The sequence below is a fragment of the Pigmentiphaga litoralis genome, from assembly GCF_014651835.1.
GTDB lineage: Bacteria > Pseudomonadota > Gammaproteobacteria > Burkholderiales > Burkholderiaceae_B > Pigmentiphaga > Pigmentiphaga litoralis.
In genome coordinates, this window is record NZ_BMXQ01000001.1 from 150,860 (window position 1) to 173,352 (window position 22,493).

15 protein-coding genes are annotated in these 22,493 nt (G+C 66.7%); 12 read left to right on the forward strand and 3 right to left on the reverse strand.

Going from position 1 to position 22,493, the window contains the following annotated elements; genetic code table 11:
• Window positions 1-116: 116 nt before the first annotated feature.
• The 11 genes from leuC (at window position 117) to IE116_RS00735 (ending at window position 13,051) form a co-directional block, all read left to right on the forward strand.
• Entirely contained in the window at window positions 117-1,520 is a 1,404-nt protein-coding gene (gene leuC, locus IE116_RS00685; RefSeq protein WP_189608912.1) for a 3-isopropylmalate dehydratase large subunit, read from the forward strand.
• Window positions 1,521-1,534: 14 nt separating this feature from the next.
• Window positions 1,535-2,197 carry a 3-isopropylmalate dehydratase small subunit gene (gene leuD, locus IE116_RS00690; protein WP_189608914.1) on the forward strand — a complete coding sequence of 221 codons (663 nt, stop codon included), beginning with the start codon at window positions 1,535-1,537 and terminating at the stop codon, window positions 2,195-2,197.
• An 84-nt stretch (window positions 2,198-2,281) separates the two neighbouring features.
• A complete protein-coding gene (gene leuB / locus IE116_RS00695; protein ID WP_189608916.1) occupies window positions 2,282-3,358 on the forward strand; it encodes a 3-isopropylmalate dehydrogenase in 1,077 nt (358 codons plus the stop codon).
• 70 nt (window positions 3,359-3,428) lie between these two features.
• Window positions 3,429-4,559, forward strand: coding sequence for an aspartate-semialdehyde dehydrogenase (gene asd / locus IE116_RS00700; protein ID WP_189608918.1), 1,131 nt, complete (start codon window positions 3,429-3,431; stop codon window positions 4,557-4,559).
• A 180-nt stretch (window positions 4,560-4,739) separates the two neighbouring features.
• On the forward strand, window positions 4,740-7,763 hold the full coding sequence (locus IE116_RS26035) for a motility hub landmark protein FimV (RefSeq protein WP_189608920.1): 3,024 nt from the start codon (window positions 4,740-4,742) through the stop codon (window positions 7,761-7,763).
• A 16-nt stretch (window positions 7,764-7,779) separates the two neighbouring features.
• Window positions 7,780-8,571: a tRNA pseudouridine(38-40) synthase TruA gene (truA, locus tag IE116_RS00710; protein ID WP_189608922.1), complete on the forward strand. Its 792-nt coding sequence runs from the start codon at window positions 7,780-7,782 to the stop codon at window positions 8,569-8,571.
• 48 nt (window positions 8,572-8,619) lie between these two features.
• Window positions 8,620-9,261 (forward strand): phosphoribosylanthranilate isomerase, encoded by a 642-nt coding sequence (locus tag IE116_RS00715; protein WP_189608924.1) that lies wholly within the window; start codon window positions 8,620-8,622, stop codon window positions 9,259-9,261.
• A 73-nt stretch (window positions 9,262-9,334) separates the two neighbouring features.
• Window positions 9,335-10,534 (forward strand): tryptophan synthase subunit beta, encoded by a 1,200-nt coding sequence (gene trpB, locus IE116_RS00720; RefSeq protein WP_179588302.1) that lies wholly within the window; start codon window positions 9,335-9,337, stop codon window positions 10,532-10,534.
• Between the two features lie 7 nt (window positions 10,535-10,541).
• Window positions 10,542-11,468, forward strand: a complete 927-nt coding sequence (gene trpA / locus IE116_RS00725) for a tryptophan synthase subunit alpha (RefSeq protein WP_189608925.1) — start codon at window positions 10,542-10,544, stop codon at window positions 11,466-11,468.
• A complete protein-coding gene (accD, locus tag IE116_RS00730; protein ID WP_189608927.1) occupies window positions 11,465-12,340 on the forward strand; it encodes an acetyl-CoA carboxylase, carboxyltransferase subunit beta in 876 nt (291 codons plus the stop codon). Before trpA ends, accD begins: the two co-directional genes overlap by 4 nt.
• Before the next feature lie 165 nt (window positions 12,341-12,505).
• Window positions 12,506-13,051, forward strand: a complete 546-nt coding sequence (locus tag IE116_RS00735; RefSeq protein ID WP_229827937.1) for an acyloxyacyl hydrolase — start codon at window positions 12,506-12,508, stop codon at window positions 13,049-13,051.
• A gap of 123 nt (window positions 13,052-13,174) precedes the next feature.
• Here IE116_RS00735 and moaA read toward each other — a convergent pair whose 3' ends face one another.
• On the reverse strand, window positions 13,175-14,278 hold the full coding sequence (moaA, locus tag IE116_RS00740) for a GTP 3',8-cyclase MoaA (protein WP_189608932.1): 1,104 nt from the start codon (window positions 14,276-14,278) through the stop codon (window positions 13,175-13,177).
• Window positions 14,279-14,518: 240 nt separating this feature from the next.
• Between moaA and IE116_RS00745 the strand changes: the two genes are divergently transcribed.
• The gene (locus tag IE116_RS00745; protein WP_189608934.1) at window positions 14,519-16,201 is read left to right on the forward strand and encodes a hypothetical protein; all 1,683 of its coding nucleotides are present in this window, start codon (window positions 14,519-14,521) and stop codon (window positions 16,199-16,201) included.
• A 225-nt stretch (window positions 16,202-16,426) separates the two neighbouring features.
• Here IE116_RS00745 and IE116_RS00750 read toward each other — a convergent pair whose 3' ends face one another.
• Window positions 16,427-21,241, reverse strand: coding sequence for a cellulose synthase subunit BcsC-related outer membrane protein (locus IE116_RS00750; protein ID WP_189608936.1), 4,815 nt, complete (start codon window positions 21,239-21,241; stop codon window positions 16,427-16,429).
• Window positions 21,217-22,491, reverse strand: coding sequence for a cellulose synthase complex periplasmic endoglucanase BcsZ (bcsZ, locus tag IE116_RS00755; RefSeq protein ID WP_229827938.1), 1,275 nt, complete (start codon window positions 22,489-22,491; stop codon window positions 21,217-21,219). The genes IE116_RS00750 and bcsZ overlap by 25 nt, the downstream gene beginning before the upstream one ends.
• Window positions 22,492-22,493 lie beyond the last annotated feature (2 nt).

Below are 22,493 nucleotides of genomic sequence, written 5' to 3' on the forward strand. Positions count from 1 at the left end.
TCTAACGCTACCTTCACCCGAGCGGGTCCTTAGTGACGACCAGGCGCGTTTCCCGCGCCCACTGTGCCGCCAGCTAAATTGAGCCCGTTCAATTTTTGACCGGAATCATGGCGATTATGGCTCGTACTCTTTACGACAAGTTGTGGGACGCACACGTCGTCCACCAGGATGAAGACGGAACCTGTCTGATCTACATCGATCGCCACCTCGTGCACGAAGTCACGAGCCCGCAGGCGTTCGAAGGCCTGAAGATCGCGAACCGCCCCATCTGGCGCATCAGCTCGAACCTGGCGGTCGCTGACCACAACGTCCCCACGCACAACCGCGCAAGCGGCATCGCCGATCCCATCTCCAAGCTGCAGGTCGACACGCTCGACGCCAACTGCGAAGAGCACGGCATCGTCGAATTCAGCATGAACGATCACCGCCAGGGCATCGTGCACGTCATCGGCCCGGAGCAGGGCGCGACCCTGCCGGGCATGACCGTCGTGTGCGGCGATTCGCATACCAGCACCCACGGCGCGGTCGCCGCTTTGGCGTTCGGCATCGGCACGTCCGAAGTCGAGCACACCATGGCGACGCAGACGCTGAACATGAAGAAGAACAAGAACATGCTGGTCCGCATCGAGGGCAAGCTGCCCGCCGGGTGCACGGCCAAGGACGTGATCCTGCATGTGATTGGCGTGATCGGCACGGCCGGTGGCACGGGCCATGCGATCGAATTCGCCGGCAGCACCGTGCGTGACCTGTCGGTCGAAGGCCGCATGACGATGTGCAACATGGCGATCGAAGCCGGTGCACGGTCGGGCCTGGTGGCCGTCGATCAGAAAACGATCGACTACTTCAAGGGCCGCACCTACGCGCCCAAGGCGGACCAGTGGGACGCCGCCGTCGAATACTGGAACACGCTGCATAGCGACGAGGGCGCGCACTTCGACCGTATCGTCGAGATCGACGCCGCCGCGATCCAGCCGCAGGTCACCTGGGGCACGTCGCCCGAGATGGTGCTGCCGGTCAATGCGATCGTTCCCGATCCGGCCAAGGAAAGCGACGAAGTCCGCCGCGAAGGCATCGAACGCGCGCTGTCCTACATGGGCCTGACCGCCAACATGCCGATCACCGACATCAAGATCGACAAGGTCTTCATCGGGTCGTGCACCAATTCGCGCATCGAAGATCTGCGTGCCGCCGCCGACGTGCTGCGCGGCAAGCACATCGCATCGAACGTCCAGCTCGCGCTGGCCGTGCCGGGTTCGGGCCTGGTCAAGTCGCAAGCCGAACAGGAAGGCCTGGACAAGGTGTTCCTGGACGCCGGCTTCGAATGGCGTGATCCGGGCTGCTCGATGTGCCTGGCCATGAACGACGACAAACTCGGGCCTGGCGAGCGTTGCGCGTCCACGTCCAACCGCAACTTCGAAGGCCGTCAGGGTCAGGGCGGCCGCACCCACCTGGTCAGCCCCGCGATGGCGGCAGCGGCTGCGGTGGCGGGCCATTTCGTCGACGTGCGCAACGTGCAATAAGGCAGGAAAAGATCATGCAAGCATTTACCGTACATGAAGGCCTGGTGGCGCCGCTCGATCGCGCCAATGTCGACACCGACCAGATCATTCCCAAGCAATTCCTGAAGGCGATCACGCGTTCGGGTTTCGGCCCGCACCTGTTCGACGCCTGGCGCTACCTTGATGAAGGTCAGCCCGGCATGGACAATTCCAGGCGCCCGCTGAACACCGAATTCGTGCTGAACCAGCCGCGCTACGCGGGCGCGTCGATCCTGCTGGCCCGCAAGAACTTTGGTTGCGGATCGAGCCGTGAGCATGCCCCCTGGGCGCTGGACCAGTATGGCTTTCGCGCCGTCATTGCGCCGTCGTTTGCCGACATCTTCTTCAACAACAGCTTTAAGAACGGCTTCCTGCCCATCGTGCTGCCCGAAGACGTGGTCGCGCAACTGTTCGACGAAGTCGAGAAGACGCCCGGCTACCGCCTGCGCATCGACCTGGAACGCCAGGTTGTCGTCACGCCCGAGGGCGCCGAGTCTGGTTTCGAGATCGATGAGTTCCGCAAGTACTGCATGCTCAACGGCCTGGACGAAATCGGCCTGACGCTGCGTAACGCCGACAAGATCCGCGCGTACGAACAGAACCGGCTGGCCACGCAGCCCTGGCTCGAGTCGGCTGCTTTGCGCAGCTCCCACTCGTAATCGCGGAGCAGTTCCTGCCAGTCATTGCGGTGCAGTGCTTATCTCTTATTGCGGCGCAGTTCCCACTTCCACTTATCGAACGACATGACCCAACACATTGCAGTGCTGCCGGGTGACGGCATCGGACCGGAAATCATCGAACAGGCCGTGCGCGTACTGACGTCGCTGGGCGAAGACTTCCGGATCGAAGAACAGCCGGTGGGCGGCGCGGCCTATGCCGCGTCGGGCCATCCCCTGCCGCCCGCCACGCTGGACCTGGCCAAGCGCGCCGACGCAGTGCTGTTCGGGTCGGTCGGCGATTGGAAGTACGACTCGCTGGAACGCTCGCTGCGCCCCGAGCAGGCGATCCTGGGGCTGCGCAAGCAGCTGGGTCTGTTCGCGAACCTGCGTCCGGCCATCCTGTATCCGGAACTGGCCAATGCATCGTCGCTCAAGCCGGAAGTGGTGGCGGGCCTGGACATCATCATCATCCGTGAACTGACGGGTGACATCTATTTCGGTTCGCCGCGCGGCATGCGCACGGCGCCCGACGGTCAGTTCGCGGGCGAGCGCGAAGGGTTCGACACGATGCGGTATGCCGAGTCCGAAATCCGCCGCATCGCCCACGTCGGCTTTAAGACCGCGCAGAAGCGCAACCGCAAGCTGTGCAGCGTCGACAAGTCCAACGTGCTGGAAACCTTCCAGTTCTGGCGCGACATCGTGACCGAAGTCGGCAAGGAATATCCCGACGTCGAACTGAGCCACATGTATGTCGATAACGCCGCCATGCAGCTGGTGCGCGCGCCCAAGCAGTTCGACGTGATCGTGACCGGCAACCTGTTTGGCGACATCCTGTCCGACCAGGCATCGATGCTGACAGGGTCGATCGGCATGCTGCCCTCGGCATCGCTGAACGAGTCGGGCAAGGGCCTGTACGAGCCCAGCCACGGCTCGGCGCCCGACATCGCCAACCAGGACATCGCCAATCCGTTGGCGACCATCCTGTCGGCAGCCATGATGCTGCGGTATTCGCTCGACAAGGCGGCCCAGGCCGACCGTATCGAAGCGGCCGTCAAGACCGTGCTCGGCCAGGGGCTGCGCACGGCCGATATTTTCGAAGCCGGCACCACCAAGGTGGGGACCACCGAGATGGGCAACGCCGTCATCAAAGCTCTGAAGTAAACGCAACGCGTGTCGCGCCCCCGGGTGTGATACGCCCCGGGTAACCAACCCGTCTGATAAGGGGTAGACAATGAAAGCAGTGGGTCTGGTCGGCTGGCGCGGTATGGTCGGTTCCGTACTGATGCAGCGCATGCGCGACGAAAACGACTTTGCGTTGATCGAACCGGTGTTCTTTTCCACCAGCAACCAGGGTGGCAAGGCGCCGTCATGGGCAGAGGGCGCCGGCCCCCTGCAGAACGCGTACGACATCGACGCGCTGAAAAAGCTGCCGATCATCGTGACCGCGCAGGGCGGCGACTACACGTCCGAGGTCTACCCGAAGCTGCGCGCGGCGGGCTGGACCGGCACGTGGATCGACGCGGCCAGCACGCTGCGCATGAAAGATGACGCGATCATCGTGCTGGATCCGGTCAACCGTCACGTCATCGACGCTGCGCTGGCCAAGGGCGTGCGCGACTTCATTGGCGGCAACTGCACTGTCAGCTGCATGCTGATCGGCCTGGGCGGGCTGTTCAAGCATGATCTGGTCGAATGGATGACCAGCATGACCTACCAGGCGGCCTCGGGCGGCGGTGCGCAGCACATGCGCGAACTGCTCACGCAATTCGGCCTGCTGAACGGTCAGGTCAAGCACCTGCTGGACGACCCGGCATCCGCGATTCTTGACATCGACCGCAATGTGCTGGCCCTGCAGAAGGATCCGTCGCTGCCGCAGGCACAGTTTGGCGTGCCGCTGGCCGGCAACCTGATCCCGTGGATCGACAAGGATCTGGGCAACGGCATGTCGAAGGAAGAGTGGAAGGGCGGCGCCGAGACCAACAAGATCCTGGGCCTGGGCGCGGGTTTTGGCGGCTCGAAAGAAGTGCCGATCGATGGCCTGTGCGTGCGGATCGGCGCCATGCGCTGCCACAGCCAGGCATTGACGATCAAGCTCAAGAAAGACGTGCCGCTGGACGAGATCGACGACATCCTGCGCTCGGCCAATCCGTGGGCCAGCGTCGTGCCGAACACGCGTGAAGACTCGATGCGCTCGCTCACGCCCGTGGCCGTGACGGGCACGCTGACGATCCCGGTGGGCCGCATGCGCAAGCTGGCCATGGGCCCGGACTACCTCAGCGCGTTCACGGTGGGCGACCAGCTGTTGTGGGGCGCCGCCGAACCGCTGCGCCGCATGCTGCGGATCGTGCTGGGCGAGCTGTAAGACTCTGGCTGATTGCGTCCTGCCCGGGCGCGATTGCAGAAGGGTAAAAGAAGCGGACGCTGCAAGGCGTCCGTTTTTTTTTGCGGGTTGTTTTCATCATCTGACAGGGTGGGCACGTGGCTTGCCGCCCACCCTGTCAGATGGTATGGTCAACGCTCAAAAAATCGGGGATAGAGTAGCTTGTTGCCCAACCACCATCGCGCGCCGTCGCCTGCACGTTCCGGAATCGACAGCTCGAACGCGGGCACCCAGCGGACGCGTCTGCGCGCGTCGCTGCCTTTCGTGCTCAGACCGGCATGGTTGCTGAGCCTGTCCCTTGTCTTCACCAGTGCCAGTGGTGCCGCCGATCTGGGGCCGCTGCGCGTCCTGTCGGCGTCCGGCGATCCGCTCCGCGCCGAAATCGAAATCAGCGCGTTCACGCCTGAAGAGTCGACGACGCTGCAAGTGAACCTGGCGTCTGCCGACATCTATCGCGAAGCCAAGGTGGCCTATCCCGAAGGGTTGGCGGGCCTGACGCTCAAGGTGGCAGACCGGCCGAACGGCCGCAAGGTGGTGGAGGTCGTATCGGCAGGCCCGGTCGATGCGCATGTGCTGGACCTGCTGGTCGAAGTGACCTGGCACCAGGGCCGCTACATCCGCCAATATTCTTTCGTCCTGAAGTCGCCGCCTGCCGAAGCCCGTGCGCCTGCCGTGGCATCGGCTGCCGTGCCGCCCACGCTGGTGCAACCCGGCGACACCTTGTTCGATCTGGCGACGCGTCTGCGCCCGGAAGGCGCAACGGTGTTCCAGACGCTGCTGGCGCTGTTCCATGCGAACCCGCAATCGTTCATCGACGGCAACATGAACCTGTTGCGTGCCGGCACGACCTTGCAGATTCCTCCGGCAGCGCAGGTGCTTGCCGAGAGCGATACCCAGGCCCGGCAGACCTTGCGTACCCAGAACGAATCGTTTGCGCTGTACCGCGAGCGCGTCGCGCAGGCGGCTGCGGTGGCCACGCCGATCGAAGCGACGCCCCCCGCCAATTCAAGCGCGGGCGCCATTGCGCCGGCGCCGTCGGAGCCGGCCCCGGTTGAAAGCCAGGGCGATGCGCTGAAGTTGTCTGCGCAAGGTTCGACGGCGACCGATGGCGCCAACCCGCAGGCCGTGCGTGATCGGCTGGAAGAAGAGCGCGCGGCGACGCAGCGGGCGATCGACGAATCCGAGTCGCGCGTGAAGGAATTGACGGCCAACATCAATGCCATGCGGGGATTGCTGGAGTCCCAGAACCAGGCGCTGGCAGGCATGGAACAGCGGGCGAATGCCGACCCGGCAACCGATCCTGCGGCGCCAGCGCCTGGGGCGGATCCGGCGGCTGCAGCGGATTCGGCGGCTGCAGCGGATCCCGCGGCTGCTGCGGCTGCGGATCCTGCGGCTGACCCAGCGGCTGCCGATCCTGCGGCGGCCGATGCACCGGCCACCGATACGCCCCCTGCGGCGGAAGCGGCGGCAGATCCCGCCGCCGCACCGGCGCCATTGGGCGAAGACACGCCAACATCCGCGTGGGCGAGCGAGAAGGTCATCGCCCTGGTGGGCGGGCTGATTGCCCTGCTGGCGGTGGGCGCTGCCGTGCTTACGCTGCGCCGCCGCGCGCGGCCCAGCACCCGCTTCCAGGTGAACGACCCGGCGCGCGAACCGAACCTGGCCGGTTTGCCCGTGCTGCCCGCCGACTCGGCGTTGCCGGCGTCGACGCCGGCTGCGGCCGCCGCGGGTGGGGCAGTGGGCGGACCGACGGTCGGCGCCGCAGGTGCCACGGCCGCCGCGTCGGCCGCGGCTGCGGCAGCCTACGTGGCGTCTACCAGCGATGATGACGACGAATACGGCCCGCTGGAGGACGACGGTCCGCCCCCGGCCCACGTGGCGCCGATTGCGCCCATCGATTTCGGCTTCGATCTGGACCTGGACAAGCCGGTGGAAGGGGGCACGCCCAGCGAACCGCTGGCGGTGCTGCCCCTGGCCGACATGGTCTATGCGGCTGGCCCGACGCCGTCGAACGACGCGGCAGGCTTTCACGTCACGCCCCTGAGCGCCGACCTGGGCGCGGCGGGCAGCGTGGGGGACGGGGCGTTCGAGCCTCGCGTAAGCCAGGCAGCGGCCACTGCGCCGGTGCCGGACGGGTCCACGCGCGAAGCGCTGGCGGAAGGATTCGCGGTTGCGGCGGCCGTGCCATTGGCGGGCGCCGCGGTGGCAGCGGGCGCCGCGGCAGCGACGCCGGTGGCGGCGCCCGTGAAAGCGGTGGCTGCGCCGGGTCATGACGACGATCTGACGGCGGCTGCGGCGGCTTCGGCATTTGCATCGGGCGATGATGCGGCGAAGGCTGATGCTGCGACCGACACTCCTGCGCCCGGCGGTGCTGCCAACGGTACCTCTGCCACCGCTGGATCGACCGCGGCTGGCGCGACGGGGGCCGCGACGGCTTCCGCGACCCCGTCGGACATCTACGACAAGGCGGCGAGTTCGCCAGAGCCTTCTGCAGCCCCACTGGCATCGACCATGCCGGCGGATGCCGCGACGTCTTCGGCATCTTCCGCGCCATCACCCGCCGGCTCTACCGGGTCTGACGCCGCGGGCGCCACGCCCGAGGCCGCGCCTGCCGTCGCACCGAAGCCGCACACCCGTGCAGCGTCGACTGCGGCCGATGCGCCGGTGGCAAAATCGGCGGCTGCGCTTCAAGCCGCGCTGGCGGCCAATGCGGCTGCGGCAACGGCTGCGTCGATCGCGGGTGATACGTCTGCTGCCGCGCCAGGCACTCCGCCAGCGACCGCTGCGCCGTCCTCGGTGACGACACCTGCCGTCGCCCCTGTGATTCCAGACGGCGATACGCCGCTGCAGCCTCCGATCACGCCGGACACGCCCGCAGCCGGCACGCCTGTGATGCCCGTGGTCACGCCGCCGGCCACGCCTGGGTTGCTGCCTGAACCGACGCCAGCCCCGGTGCCCATGGCGCCTGCAGCCGCGCCCGCCCAACCCGCCGCCGCAGCGCCCAAGACGGTGCTCTCGTTTGACACCGACACCAGCACGGCCACCACGACGTCGAAGTTCGATCTGGCCAAGGCCTACATCGACCTCGGTGACCGCACGGCGGCGCGTCAGTTGTTGAACGAAATCGTCAAGACGGGCGACACCAGCCAGAAGCACCGCGCGCGCGACATGCTGGCAACGTTGTGACGCGGTGCCGGATCTGATGTCACGGATTGCGTTGGGGTTGTCCTACGATGGCGCGCCCTGGCAAGGCTGGCAGACCCAGCCGCATCGCCGCACCGTACAGGACACGCTGGAACAGGCGCTGGCCGCGTTCGTCGGCCAGCCAGTCCCCACGGTCTGCGCGGGCCGCACCGACACCGGTGTGCACGCGGTGCAGCAGGTGGTGCACCTGGATACTCCGGTTGAACGGTCACTGCAGGCCTGGATACGCGGTGTGAACGCACACTTGCCGTCCAGCATTGCCGTTCGCTGGTCGGCGCAGGTGCCCGACACCTTCCATGCCCGCTTTTCGGCCCGGTCGCGCGCCTACGTGTACCTGCTGATCGAAGATGCCGTGTGCCCGCCCGCCTGGGTCGGCAAGGCGGGCTGGACCTTCCGGCCGCTGGACCTGGATGCCATGCGCGAAGGCGCGCGGCATCTGGTCGGCGAGCACGACTACAGCAGCTTTCGCTCGTCGCAGTGCCAGGCCGCGTCGCCGGTCCGCACCATGACCTCGCTGGAAATCACGCGGCGCGGCCGCTTCTTCGTGTTCACCTTGCGCGCCAATGCCTTCCTGCATCACATGGTGCGCAACATCATCGGCGCGCTGGTGTACGTGGGGCAGGGGCGGCATCCGCCGGAATGGATCGCGCAGTTGCTGCTGGAGCGGGACCGCCGCCGCGCCGCGCCGACGTTCTCGCCCGACGGGCTGTACCTGACGGCGGTGGGCTATCCCGACGTGCCGGAACTGCCGTGCACCGACAGCAGCGACGAGGTCCGGCTGGCGCTGTAGGGACCGGCCGCGCCGCATCCCGCGGCCACTCCGGGCTATCATTGCAGGATGTCCCGTACCCGTATCAAGATTTGCGGCCTGACCCGCGAAGAAGACGTCGACGCAGCAGTTGCCGCTGGCGCCGACGCCATCGGTCTGGTGTTCTACGCACGCAGCGCTCGCGCCCTGACGCCCGAGCGCGCGGCGCAGCTTCGCAGCCGCGTGCCGCCCTTCATGGATGTGGTCGCCCTGTTCGTCAACGCGACCCCCGATGAAGTCGGTCAGGTGCTCCACGTCGTGCAGCCCGAACTGCTGCAATTTCATGGCGACGAGACCCCTGCGGAGTGCGAACGCCATGGCCGCCGTTACCTGCGCGCGTTGCGTGTCGGGGCCCCTGGAATGGATACCCCCGAAGGTTTGCTAAAATCGTCTCTCGAATACAGTTCTGCCGCCGGTTGGCTCTTCGACAGCCACTCTGATGGGTACGGCGGCAGCGGGAGAACGTTCGATTGGTCTCTGGTGCAAAGCGCAAACGCGCGTCCGGTCGTTTTGTCTGGTGGGTTGCATGCCGAAAATGTGGCAGCCGCCGTGGCGACCCTGCGTCCGTTTGCCGTTGACGTAAGCAGCGGCGTAGAACAGGCGCCCGGCATCAAATCGGCCGAAAAGATCGCCCGATTCATTGCCGCGGTACGACAGGCCGACGCGGGCTGACCCTTCAGCCCCTCGCCTTCAGCATCCCACGCCGGGCCGGCTTCCGGCCCCGCAAGCAGATCGAGACCATCCAGTGAAAACCTATGAATTTCCAGATGCCCGCGGGCATTTCGGCCCCTATGGCGGCGTGTTCGTTGCCGAGACGCTCATGCATGCGCTCGACGAACTGCGCGACACCTATGCGAAGTACCAGAACGACCCGGACTTCGTGGCCGAGTACCACTACGAACTGAAGCACTTCGTTGGCCGCCCCAGCCCGATCTATCACGCCAAACGCTGGTCCGACGAGCTTGGCGGCGCGCAGATCTACCTGAAGCGCGAAGACCTGAATCACACCGGCGCCCACAAGGTGAACAACTGCATCGGCCAGGCCTTGCTGGCCCGGCGCATGGGCAAGAAGCGTGTGATCGCCGAGACCGGTGCAGGCCAGCACGGTGTGGCTACCGCTACCGTGGCTGCGCGCTACGGCATGGAATGCATCGTGTACATGGGCAGTGAAGACGTGCGCCGCCAGGCAGCCAACGTCTACCGCATGAAGCTGCTCGGCGCGACGGTGATCCCGGTCGAGTCCGGCTCCAAGACGCTCAAAGACGCCCTGAACGAAGCGATGCGCGACTGGGTGGCCAACATCGACACCACGTTCTACATCATCGGCACGGTGGCCGGACCGCATCCCTATCCGATGATGGTGCGCGACTTCCAGCGCGTGATCGGCAACGAATGCCTGGTGCAGATGCCGGAAATGACGGGACGCCAGCCTGACGTCGTGATCGCCTCGGTCGGCGGCGGGTCGAACGCCATGGGCATCTTCCATCCTTACCTGCCGTATGAAGACGTCGCGTTGGTGGGCGTGGAAGCGGCCGGTGATGGCATGGATACGGGCCGTCATTCGGCATCGCTGGCAGCCGGCATGCCGGGCGTGCTGCACGGCAACCGCACCTACGTGCTGCAGGACGAAAACGGTCAGGTCATGGAAACGCATTCGGTATCGGCGGGCCTGGATTACCCGGGCGTCGGTCCGGAGCACGCCTGGTTGATGGATTCCAAGCGCGCCACCTATGTGGGCATCACGGACGAGGAAGCGCTGTCGGCCTTCCACCAGTGCTGCCGCCTGGAAGGCATCATTCCCGCGCTGGAGTCGGCACACGCGATCGCGCATGCGGTGCGTCTGGCGCCGACGCTGCCCAAGGACAAGATCCTGCTGGTCAACCTGTCGGGCCGTGGCGACAAGGACATGCATACCGTTGCCGATCGTTCCGGCATCACGTTCTGAGCCCGCCATGACCGCAACCCTGACTCCTGATTCGTTGTCGTCCCACTCCGTGGCGTCGACGTCCGTGTCCCGTATCGCGGCCGCCTTTGCGCGGCGCGCGCATCTGCCGAAAGGCCGGCCGGCGCTGATCCCTTACGTGACGGCGGGCGATCCGTCGCCCACCGTGACGGTGCCGGTCATGCACGCGCTGGTGGCGGCGGGTGCCGACATTCTTGAACTGGGCGTGCCGTTTTCCGACCCCATGGCCGACGGCCCCGTGATCCAGCGTGCGAGCGAGCGCGCACTGGCGTTGGGTGTGGGCTTGCGCCACGTGCTGGCGATGGTGCGCGAGTTCCGTCAGACCGACACCACGACCCCGGTCGTGTTGATGGGGTATGCGAACCCGATCGAGCGCATGGGGCAGGCCACCTTTGCCGCGGCCGCGCAGGAAGTTGGCGTGGACGGCGTTCTGGTCGTGGACTATCCGCCCGAAGAAACCGTGGAATTCGCGGCGCTGCTCGCGCAGCACCACATCGACCCGATCTTTCTGCTGGCGCCGACGTCCACCACCGAACGTATCCAGGCCATCGCCTCCATCGCGAAGGGCTATGTCTATTACGTCTCGCTCAAGGGCGTGACGGGCGCGGGCAATATCGACGTACAGGAAGTGTCCGAGCGCATCACGACCATCCGCAAGCACGTGCTGGTGCCGGTGGGCGTGGGCTTCGGCATTCGTGACGCGGCCAGCGCCGCCGCGCTGGGTGCAGTGGCCGATGCCGTCGTGATCGGCAGCAAGCTGATCCAGGAAATCGAAGCGGCGGTGGCCGGCGTCCCGGCCGATCAGCTGGCGGACGTTGCCGCTCGCGCAGCAGGCGACTGGTTGCGTACAATCCGGCACGCGCTCGACGAATTGCCCCCGCGAGCCGTGATTACTGAAACAAGGATATCCGCATGAGCTGGATCGAAAAGCTGCTCCCACCCCGTATCAAAACTACCGATGGCGCGTCGCGTCGCGTCCCGGAAGGGCTGTGGGTCAAGTGTCCATCGTGCGAAGCGGTGCTGTATCGGGACGACCTCGACAAGAACCTGAACGTCTGCCCGAAGTGCGACCATCACATGCGGATTGGCGCGCGTCAGCGTATCGACTCGCTGCTCGATGCAGAAGGCCGCTACGAGATCGGCATCGGCACCCTGCCGGTGGACAGCCTGAAGTTCAAGGATTCGAAAAAGTACACCGACCGCCTGCAGGATGCGATGACGCAGACCGGCGAGACCGATGCGCTCGTGGTGATGGGCGGCGCGATCCATACGGTGCCGGTAGTGCTGGCCGCCTTTGAATTCGAGTTCATGGGCGGTTCCATGGGCTCGGTGGTTGGCGAGCGTTTTGCGCGTGGCGTGCTGGCCGCGATTGAACAGAAAGTTCCTTTCATCTGCGTGGCGGCTTCGGGTGGCGCGCGGATGCAGGAAGGCCTGCTGTCCTTGATGCAGATGGCCAAGACGACCGCGGGTCTGACCCAGCTGGCCGCCAAGGGCCTGCCGTTCATCAGCATCCTGTCGGACCCCACGATGGGCGGCGTCTCGGCCAGCTTTGCGTTCATGGGTGACGTGGTCATCGTCGAACCCAAGGCGCTGGTCGGTTTTGCCGGCCCGCGCGTGATCGAGCAGACCGTGCGCGAAAAGCTGCCGGAAGGTTTCCAGCGCGCCGAATTCCTGTTGGAAAAAGGCGCGATCGACATGATTGTCGACCGCCGCAAGCTGCGTGAAGAAGTGGCTCAGTTGCTGGCCCTGTTGACGAATCAATCGGCTGACGTGGTGGTGACGTCCTGACGGCGGGTTGAATAACCGACCGTTAGTTTTGTAAGGATTTATTTCGGTTGTTTCTCGCGTTCCCCCACGGCCGGATTTCCGGCCGTGTTGCATTTATAGTTAGTCGCTACTTCTGCAGGGCAGCCGATGCGCTCTGCATATCAACGATTGATGACGAGCGCGAACATGAAACAGATCCTTGGTGCGGTTGCTGCCTTGCTGGTGTGCGGCCAGGTGATGGCCGCCGGTCCTGGCGAATCCGGAAATCCTTTTGATGGCGGCGCCTGGAGCGTCCAGTTCGGCACCGGCGAAGGCAACCAGCGCCTGACCATCAACCGCGAAACTGCACCGCTGTGGACGCACAACTTCAGTTCCAGCCGCATTGAACTGGTGGGCGAACTGGGCCTGTCGTACTGGTGGACCACGCAAGACGTGGATCCGGGCGCCAAGAAAAGCGTGTGGCAAGCCAACGCGATTCCGATGTTCCGCTACTGGCCTACCCAGCAGATCTATGTGGAAGCCGGTGTAGGCGCGACGTTCTTCAGCGATACGCGTTTCCACAACAAAGACATCAGCACGTCTTTCCAGTTCGGCGACCACATCGGCGCCGGCTACCAGCTGTCGCGCAACACCCGGATCGGTCTGCGGGTGTCACACTTCTCGAACCTGAGCATCAAGCGCCCGAACCCGGGGATCAACAACATCGCCATCAATATCGCGACGACGTTCTGATTCATGAAGACAGGCGTTGATGCGCGCCGTTCGGCAGGCGCAGGCAACATCCCCAGGACCGAATAAAAACGCCGGAAGGTCTTGCGATCTTCCGGCGTTTTTCTGTCTGGAACGGGCGGGCGTTCAACCCCCGATATAGCTCATCTCGATTTTCTGCTCGCGCACCGTGTCGGCTGTGCGCACTTCAGAATAGTTGTCGTTGCGGCCCGCCCAGATCTGACCGATTACGGTCGACAGTTCGGCATCGCTGGCGCCACCGCGCAGCAAGGCGCGCAGGTCATGGCCGCGCTGCGCGAACAGGCACAGGTACAGCTTGCCTTCAGTCGACAGCCGCGCGCGGCTACAGGTGCCGCAAAACGCCTGCGTCACGCTGGATATGACACCGACTTCGCCACCGCCGTCGGCGTAGCGCCAGCGCTGGGCGACTTCGCCGCTGTAGTGCGGCTCGAGCGATTCCAGCGGCCAGGCTTCATGGATGCGAGCCAGCACGTCGGCCGACGGAACGACTTCGTCCATCTTCCAGCCGTTGGAGGCGCCCACGTCCATGTATTCGATGAAACGCAGGATGTGGCCGGAGTTGCGGAAGTAGCGGGCCATGGGCACGACCTGATCGTCATTGACGCCGCGTTTGACGACCATGTTGACCTTGACGGGACCCAGGCCGGCTTCGGCCGCGGCGTCGATGCCGCGCAGCACGTCGGATACCGGAAAGTCGGCGTCGTTCATGCGCCGGAAGGTGGCGTCATCCAGCGCATCCAGGCTGACCGTGACGCGGGTCAGGCCGGCGTCGGCCAGTGCCTTCGCCTTGCGCGCGAGCAGCGATGCGTTGGTTGTGAGCGTCAGGTCGGGCGCGCGGCCGGAAGGCGTGCGCAAGTCGGCCAGCTGCGCGACCAGCGATTCCAGGTTCTTGCGCAGCAAGGGCTCGCCACCGGTCAGCCGGATCTTTTCGGTGCCGTGCGCCAGGAAGAGGGCGGCCAGGCGGCGGATTTCTTCGAACGACAACAGGGATGCATGCGGCAGATACGGGTAGTCCTTGGTGAACACCTCTTTGGGCATGCAGTACACGCAGCGGAAGTTGCAGCGGTCGGTGACCGAGATCCGCAAGTCATGCAGCGGACGCGACCGGGCGTCGAGCAGGCGGCCCGTGGGCGCAACGAGTACGCCGGGCACTTTGGGCACGGCATCGCGCGCACGGAAATCGGTCAGGGGCACAACGTTATCGGTCACGACGACGGCTTCTTCAATCAGGGTTCACCAAGCTTCCATACTAGCGGAAATCCGCCACCTGCCGGGGTGGCAGGGGCTGTTGCACCTGTTCCGAACGGTACGCAAAGGTGCGAGCAACCTGAGTTAGATGTGGCTTTTCCACCCCGATGCAAGAGGGTGTGCACGCTACAATGGCCGCGCGCCGTTACGCCGATTCCTGTGACGACGCTATCGCCCGGACGGGCTACAGAGGATGACGACGTGCAATCTGGTCAAAAGCGCAGTTTTACCGCCCAAGTGGCGTGTTCCGCGGCGGTACTCGCCGTTCTGGCAGGTTGCGGTGGGGGCGGCGGTGACGACGGTGGTTCAAGCGATGCGCCCGCGTCGGTGCAGCAGTATCCGGCCGGGGTGTATACCGGCCAGGCCGGGCCGCTGTCGGCGCAGCGCGATTTCATTGGCTACATTGACGGCGGCAGCAATGGCACGGGTGGCCTGTACTACTTTGCCAAGGACTCGGGCGGCCAGGGCTACGACGGGCTGTACGGCACGCTGTCCGTGACGGGTACCGCATTGCGCGCGCCCAATTCCAGCTACTTTTCGACCGTTGACAGCAAGTTTGCGACGTCGCCTGTCCTGGTGACGGGCACCGTCACGGGCGCGGCCGCCGACGTCAAGACCAACGCCCGCATCGTCGGCAGCTACGCCAATCCCGTGGGTACCTCCGCGGCCACGGGCGCGGCATTGGTGCCCTTTACGTTGAACTACAGCGCGGCGCTGACCGAACATCCGTCCAGCCTGACGTTGCTCAAGGGCACGTACCGCAGCGGCGGGGCGTTCGGATCGAATGCGGCGGTGGTCACCATTGACGCGCTGGGCAACGTGACGGGTTCGAACGTGGGCTGCACCTTTACCGGCACGGCGCGCACGCCGAATGCGCAGCGCGGCATCTACAACGTCAGTCTGACGCTGGGCGGTACGGCCGCCAGCTGCCCGCGTACCGGCAGCACGGAGTCGGGTATTGCGGTCATCGCGTACGACGCGGCGGGCGCCAAGCAGGCACTGTGGGTGTTCACGACGGCGCCGGCCACGTCCACCCGCAACACCTTCGTGATCAATGCGGTGCCGGATCCGGAACCGCTTACCCCGCCGCCCGCCACGACGCCGCAGGTGGCGACCGGCCTGTTCACCGGCACGGTGGCTTCGGGCGCCACGTCGGACGGCTTCAATGGCGTCGTGCTGCCCGACAATCAGTACTTCTTCTATCGCAGCAAGGGCAGCAGCTACGACGTGCTGTACGGGTCCCTGAGCGTGGCGCCGGCATCGAGCGTGTTCTCATCGAACAATGGCATTTACTACGCATCGGCTGCGGGGACTTATACGGGCGGCGTGGTGTTCACGGGCGACGTGCGAACCCGTGGCGCGTTGACGGGCAGCTTTGCCGACCCCACGGCGGGAAATGCGGTCGCGCAGATCACGACCGCGTACTCGACCCTGTTCGATGCGCGCGCTGCTGACGTGGCCACGCTGGCCGGCAAGACCTACCGCCAGAACGGCAATTTCAGTGGACGGTCGATGGAGATCGCCATCGATGCCACTGGCGCCATCACGGGCAGCAACAGCGACAATTGCACGGTGGGCGGCACCCTTGCGCCCTACACGACACCGTCGACGGCCAACCTGTACACGGTCACGCTGATCTATGGCGGCACGACATGCACGGGCATCAACCGCCCGCGCGAAGGGGGCGTGGCGATCGCCGAAGCCAATGGCGGCCTGCGCATCCTGACCGCCGGATATAGCGAGGTGAACCAGGCGCGCTATACGACCGTGTTCATCAGCGGGCCCGGCACGGCGACCCCGGTGACCACACCAGTTACGACCCCGGTGACGACGCCGGTTACAACGGCGCCGGTGACAACGCCGGCGGCGACGACCGCGCCGTAAGGGGCAATGACGTCGGGGCCAGGCGCTGGATGTCCTGGCCACGTTGGTCTGGGGTGCGCAATGCGGTCATTGCGTTGCCGCACTCAACGCCAAAGACGCTGTGCCCTTGGCCGCAAGACCGGATACACAAAGGCCGCATGAGTCACCTCATGCGGCCTTTGTGCTTCCTGCGGCGCCAATGCTTCCTGCTGCATCGGCGCGGTTTACGACTCCGACATCACCGCATCAATACATGAACGGCGACTGGTACGGGCTGACGGGATACGCGACCGGGCCTGTCATGGGTTGCAGGGCGTAGCGCAGGTACAGGCCACCCATCAGCTGGCGGTAATCGCTGGCGTTGTTCATGGCCAGATTGCCACCCAGGAACAGCTGTGGGGACAGCTGATATTCCATCGCGGCCGCCAGGTTGTAGCCCAGGCCGGTCTTGCTCTGGCCGGCATAGGTGGCGCTGGTGTTGCTGCTCAGGCCGAAGGCGGCGGCGTCGTTGGCGGCCTGTTGGGCGGCCGACTGCTGCGATGCGTCGCCGGGGTAGTAGTCGGCGGCGTCTTCCTTGAACGACTGGATGCCCAGCGAACCCTTGACCTGGTACGAGAGCTTGCCCGCGCGCTGCGACCATGACACCGGCACGCTGACCGACAGGAATTCCTGCGGGCTGAAGTAACCGCCGTGGCCGTAGGTAAAATAACGCAGGTTCTTGTCGTAGCCCAGGCCGGTGATGTTGACCCCGGTGGTCAGATCGGACCCGGCTGTCCTGGCCAGGCGCCAGTACAGGCCGCCGCCGCCTTCGAGCCGGCTGTTCGACACGACGTTGTTGCCGGTCACGGCATGGAAGGCGCCATAGCCGTAGACGCCGTACACGCCGTCGTCCCAGCCGACTTCCAGCCGGCCGCCGGTGGCCGACACGCCGCCCCAGGTCTGGCCGGTACGGTCGTCGCGGGCGCCGGCAAACGACAGCACGCTGTCGGTCACGGCGCGGCGCGACAGGTCGGCCGTGTAGGACACTTCGTTGGTGATCGGACCCTTGACCTTCACGCCGCCGTTGATGTCGGTGTAGCGAAAGCCCAGCGGGGTGGTGCCCAGGTCGGCCTGCAGCCGTGCGCTTTCATACGCGACACCCAGGCCCAGTCCGGACTGGTTCTGCGAACCGATGCTGGACGAGCCGCCGGCTGCCGAGGCAAGCGCCGCCGCCGGGCCGCCGCCGAAGCGACTGTTGGTGTTGTAGTTGCTTGAGACGTTGCCCGCATCCAGCGTGACCGGCGTCACGCGCAGCGCGATCTTGCCGTCGCCGGCAGGCATGCGGTATTCGATCGGCGCCTGCACGTCGCTGAGTTGGCTCAGGCCCGCTTCCCCCTGACGGGAACGACCCACGACGCCAACGGAAATCGTGGGCGTGCGGTCCTGCCGCAGTTCGTTCAGTTCGTCCTGCATCGTGCGCGGGCGGTCTGCCGCGCCCCAGGGGGCGTCAGATGAATTCCAGGGCAGCGATGCCGCAGCGGCGTACGCCGCGGGATTGGCGCCGAATTGCGGTGCGCCATTGGGTGCCGGACCCGAGGCGTTGGGGGAAGGACCGTTGAAGTACGGCGCGTTCGGGTAGGGCGCCGGCGGGTAGCCACCGGCCTGGGCGTAGCCCTGGCCAGGCGCATTGACCGGTGCGGGAATATAGGCCTGCGGGGCGCCGTAGCCCCCTGGCGGAACCCCGTAGCCCCCTTGCGGAACGTAGCCCCCCTGGCCGGGCTGCGCATACATGGGTGCGGGCGCGGCGGGTGTGCCGTAGACCGGCGCGTTGCCGGCCGGGCCTGTGGCGCTGGCGGAACGGGCCGAACCGGAGGACGCGGCCGAGGGCGCGTTGCGCGACGCCGTGTTGCCCGTGGCTGGGCGGCCGCTTCCGGTGTTGGTGGCCGACGTGGTGCCTCGCGGCGCGGGTTGCCGCGTGGCGGGTGTGCGAGCCGGGCCCGTCGCTGCGCCGGACGGATCATAGCCACCGGCCGCGGGGGGCGCCGTGTTGACGTCGGTGTAATAGCCCGCGGGGTTGGGCGGCGCGTACTGCGGCGCGCCGTAAGGCGTGTAGCCGGGCGGCACGTAGCCTTGCGGGGGAAGGTTCTGCTGGGGGTAGCCCTGCTGGGGGTAAGCCTGCTGCGGGTAAGCCTGCTGCGGATACGCAGGTTGCGGATAGCCCTGCGGTGCGCCGGCGGGCGGGGGAATGTACGCCTCGCCACCCTGCGGCGCGCTGTAAGGTTGCCCACCGTAATGTTGCCCACCTTGGGCCGGATAGTAGGGCGAGCCGCCTTGCTGCGGATACCCCTGCTGCCCGCCCTGGCCTGGTGGCCCATAGGTGGCCTGCACAGGCATGGCGCGCGCGCCTTGTCCGGGCACCGCCATCGCACGATAGGCCTGCGCGCCATACCCCGCCGGCTGTCCAACCGCCGATCCCGTGGACTGCGGCATGCCTGGCGCAGCACGCTGCCCGCTGGGGCCAACACCGTTGCGGCCAGCAAACGGGTTGCCATTCGACGGCCGGCCCGCCGCTGCCGCCGGGGCGGTTTGACGGCCATAGCCTGCCGGTGCCGCGGCCAGGTTCTGCACGCTGACAGCGGCGCTCAGATACTGCGTCGCCTTTGTCGTCTTGCCTTGCGCACGGTACAGGCGTCCGGCGGTGGCAAGCACCTCGGGGTTGTTGGGCGCGCGAGCGATCGCGACGTCGATGGCGCGCTCGGCGTAGCCGTATTCCTTGGCCTGGGTGGCCGTGGTCGCGGCGGCGACCAGGGTGTCGACGTCGTCCGGACGATTCTGCAGCAATCGGTCGTAGAGGCCCATCGCCTGGGCGTGATCGCCTGCGGCGGCGTACATGCGTGCCAGCGATGCGATCACTTGCGGATCATCGGGGCGCTCGGCCAGCACGGGCGCGAGCGTGTCGTAGGCGCTGACCAGGTCACCGCGTTCGCGCAGGCTGTCCGCCTGCCGCACGATGTACGCCAGCCGCAAGGATTCGAACGACGCGCGATCCGCGGTAGTCATTTGCGCACCCTGCAATTGCCGCAAGATGCCCGCCAGTTCCACGTCCTGCTGCGTCTTGAGCAGGATTGCGGCGTATTGCAGCCGCAGGCCGGTGTCGGGCCGCGTCGTGCGCGCCATGACCTGCCGGATCATGCCCAGCGCGCGGGTCGAGTCGCCCGCATCGGTATAGGCCGATGCCACGGCGCCCAGCAGTTCCGGATCCTGCCCGGCAAAGGGTTCCACCTGCGCCAGGGTGGCCAGGGCTTCCTGACCGCGGCCCTGCTGCGCCAATGCCGACGCCACGTCCGCCTGAGCGTGCACCCACACCCGCTTCTGCAGCGTGGCGATGTCACGCGTGCGGTTCTGCGGCGGGATGCTGTCCAGGGTCGCCAGCGCGCCGCGCCAGTCCTTCATTTCCGAGGCCAGCAAGGCGCTGGCATACAGCCCTTCGGGCATGTTCGGGTTGGAGATCAGCAGCCCGTCCATCACGCCACGCGCTTCGTTCATTGCGCCCAGCTTCATGTACAGGCGCGCCAGGTCCAGGCGGATCCACGGGCTGTTCGGATCGTTGAGCAGGGCGTCTTCCAGCGCGAGCCGCGCCGTGTTGTCGTCGCCGCGCTGCAGGGCCGACTTCGACACGCCCACGGCTTGCGCCGCACGCAAGCGGCCGAGTTCGCCGATCTGCGCCTGCTGCGACGGGCTGAGCCGTTCGATCAATTGCAGGGCCTGGTCCGGCTTGTTGTTCTGCGCCATGACGCCAACCAGTCCGCGGATGGCGTCAGGATTGTCGTTCTGCAAGGCCAGCACGCGGCGGTAGGCCGCCTCGGCCGCATCGAACTGTCCGCTTTCTGCCAGCACGTCGGCCAGGGCGTTTTCGGCAGTCGGTTCTTTCGGGTCGAGCTTGACGGCCTGTTCCAGCAACTGGCGCGCGCCGTCGCGATTGCCAGCGCTGCGTGCCCCGGCCGCTTGTTCCACCAGGGTCCAGTAGGTTGCGCTAGTGAGCGCACCCCGCCACCGGGCGGGCGAGCCGCCGCGCGACGCGCGTTCGAGCAAGGAACGCGCTTCCGAGAAATTTTCCTGCCGCAGCCGCAGCACGCCCAGGCCACCCAGGGCGTCGGGGTCGTTGGCTCGCGAGGCCAGCACGGCCTGGAAATCGCTTTCGGCCGTGGCCAGGTCACCCGCTTCCAGGGCCTTGAAGCCCGAGGTGCTGCGTGCACGCAGCGGGTCGCTCGTCACCGCGGCGGCCTGCCGCGATTCCTGCTGCTGCTTGCGAATGTCTTCCAGCCGCCCCTTGATGGCGCTGTCGTCCGGATTGACGGCCAGGTACGACTCGTACAAGGGCACGTCGGCCGGACGCGTGCCGATCCACGCCAGCGCCTTGCGCCAGCTGTCGGTCGCTTCAGTCCGGGTTGCAGGCTGCGCCGCCAGGCGCGCCAGCTGGTTGATACCGTCACGGCGCGTGGCTTCGCGGTAGGTCAGGTGCTGCGCCAGGGCCAGCGCAATGCGGGTGTCGCCGGGGTTGTCGCGGGCCAGGCGTTCCAGGCCGCGGCGGGCTTCGTCCCAGCCTTGGGGCGTGCCGCCCAGGGTCTGGTAGTACTCGAGCGCCAGCGGGCCTTCGGGCGCCTTGCCGCCCAGGGCCGCCTGGTAGCTGGCGACGGCTTCGGCGGACTGCCCGGCGCGGGCCTGCTGGCGGGCATCGCGCAGTTGCGGGGCGTTCGAGCCCAGGTTGATGCTCTGTTCCAGGCGCCTCACCAGCGGGCTGGCCGGCGCCACGCGCTTGAGCTGATCCAGATAGCGCCGCGCAGCGTCAGTGCGGCCACCGTCCAGTTCGATCTGCGCCATGCCCGACAAGGCATCGGGCTGGTTCGGGTTCAGGCGCAGCAGCTTCTGCCAGGCTTCCTGCGCGCGCACGCCGTTGCCGCGCGCCTGCCAGTACTGGCCTTGGTCGATCAACACCTTGATGGGGTCGTCCTGGGCCCAGACCGCCTGGTGGAGCAGCGCGGCCAGCAGTCCGACTGCTAGCGTGTGGTGGCGCGTGGACATGCGTTCTCCCAGCGTAATTGGATGTTCCCGGTGGTCAGGAAGCGGTAGCGTTGCTCCGCCCAGCCCGTTCCGAACAGACCGAGAACATAGTCGTAGTAGCGCGGCATCGCCTGGGGCGGCAGCGCGGGATTGAAGAACTGCGCCTGGACGCGGTCCCGTTGCGCCGCCAGCAGGCGCGTCTGGCCGTTGGCGGTGAAGTAGGGCAGCAGAGCGGCCGAAAAGCCGACCGGGCCGTTGCCTTGCACGGCGCCCGTCAGCGCGCGCGCGGATTCTGGCGGCGTCCCCGACGGCGTAGTGCCGGCGGTCATGCCCGACAGGGCGCGCAGCATGGGGCCGGCCAGCGGGTCGGCTGGCGGCGTCATGCCGGCCCACAGGTAGGTGCGGATGGCGTCGTAGCTGCCGACGTCGCCCTTGTCGGGGTCGACCACCACGGCGCCTGCGGTCGCGTCGGCGCCCGCGCTCGGGGTGGCGGTGTAGCCCACCCAGTCGGGCACATAACCCTTGGGCGACGACTGGATCACCAGCTTGGCGGTGGCCGAGGCAATGGCCGCCCACGGGCCTTGCCGGTCTTCGGCGGCCAGGCGGCGCAACACGGGCACCGGCATGTAGCTCGGGTTCAGGCGCCACAGGATGGCGGCGGCAGGCGTTCCCGCATTCGCCGCCGGACCGCCACGCTGGAACCCCATCGGGCCGGGCAGCAGCATCTTGCCCAGGCCGGGCAGGTCGGCCACTTCTTCGCGCGCGACGCGGGTCATCAAGCTGCGGGCATCACGCAGGTAATCGTCACGCTTCCAGACCCGGCCGGCCTCGAGCAGGGCGTACGCATACCAGAGGTCGGCGTCCGACGCAGCATTGGGATCGAGCACGCCCCAGCTTCCGTCCGGCTTGAGCCCCCACTGCCACGCGGGCAGCCGGCTCGCAATGTCGCCACCCGCCAGATTGGCCACGCTCCAGCGCCACAGCCGATCGAAAGTGACGGGGTCGTTGGCCACGAGGGCGAACATCATGCCGTAGGACTGGCCTTCGGACGTGGTGTGCTGCTGCGGCACGCTGGGGTCGATCACGCGCCCGTCGGCCTGCAGGAAGCGGTCCAGGAAAGTCTGGTACATGGGCCACGGCGTCGTGCAGGACGCAGCAGGCACACTGCCCGCGTCCGCCGGCGTTGCCGCAGACGCACCGGCAGCCTGGGCCTGCCAGGACAGGCCCAGCGCGGTGGCCGCCAGCGCGGCCCGGGCAAGAAGGTGGCGCACGA

Excerpts from the sequence above, each read along its gene's own strand:
- leuC (WP_189608912.1), top strand. The coding sequence starts at position 117 with ATGGCTCGTACTCTTTACGACAAGTTGTGGGACGCACACGTCGTCCAC.
- leuD (WP_189608914.1), top strand. The coding sequence starts at position 1,535 with ATGCAAGCATTTACCGTACATGAAGGCCTGGTGGCGCCGCTCGATCGC.
- leuB (WP_189608916.1), top strand. The coding sequence starts at position 2,282 with ATGACCCAACACATTGCAGTGCTGCCGGGTGACGGCATCGGACCGGAA.
- asd (WP_189608918.1), top strand. The coding sequence starts at position 3,429 with ATGAAAGCAGTGGGTCTGGTCGGCTGGCGCGGTATGGTCGGTTCCGTA.
- truA (WP_189608922.1), top strand. The coding sequence starts at position 7,780 with ATGTCACGGATTGCGTTGGGGTTGTCCTACGATGGCGCGCCCTGGCAA.
- IE116_RS00715 (WP_189608924.1), top strand. The coding sequence starts at position 8,620 with ATGTCCCGTACCCGTATCAAGATTTGCGGCCTGACCCGCGAAGAAGAC.
- trpA (WP_189608925.1), top strand. The coding sequence starts at position 10,542 with ATGACCGCAACCCTGACTCCTGATTCGTTGTCGTCCCACTCCGTGGCG.
- accD (WP_189608927.1), top strand. The coding sequence starts at position 11,465 with ATGAGCTGGATCGAAAAGCTGCTCCCACCCCGTATCAAAACTACCGAT.
- IE116_RS00735 (WP_229827937.1), top strand. The coding sequence starts at position 12,506 with ATGAAACAGATCCTTGGTGCGGTTGCTGCCTTGCTGGTGTGCGGCCAG.
- IE116_RS00750 (WP_189608936.1), bottom strand. The coding sequence starts at position 21,241 with ATGTCCACGCGCCACCACACGCTAGCAGTCGGACTGCTGGCCGCGCTG.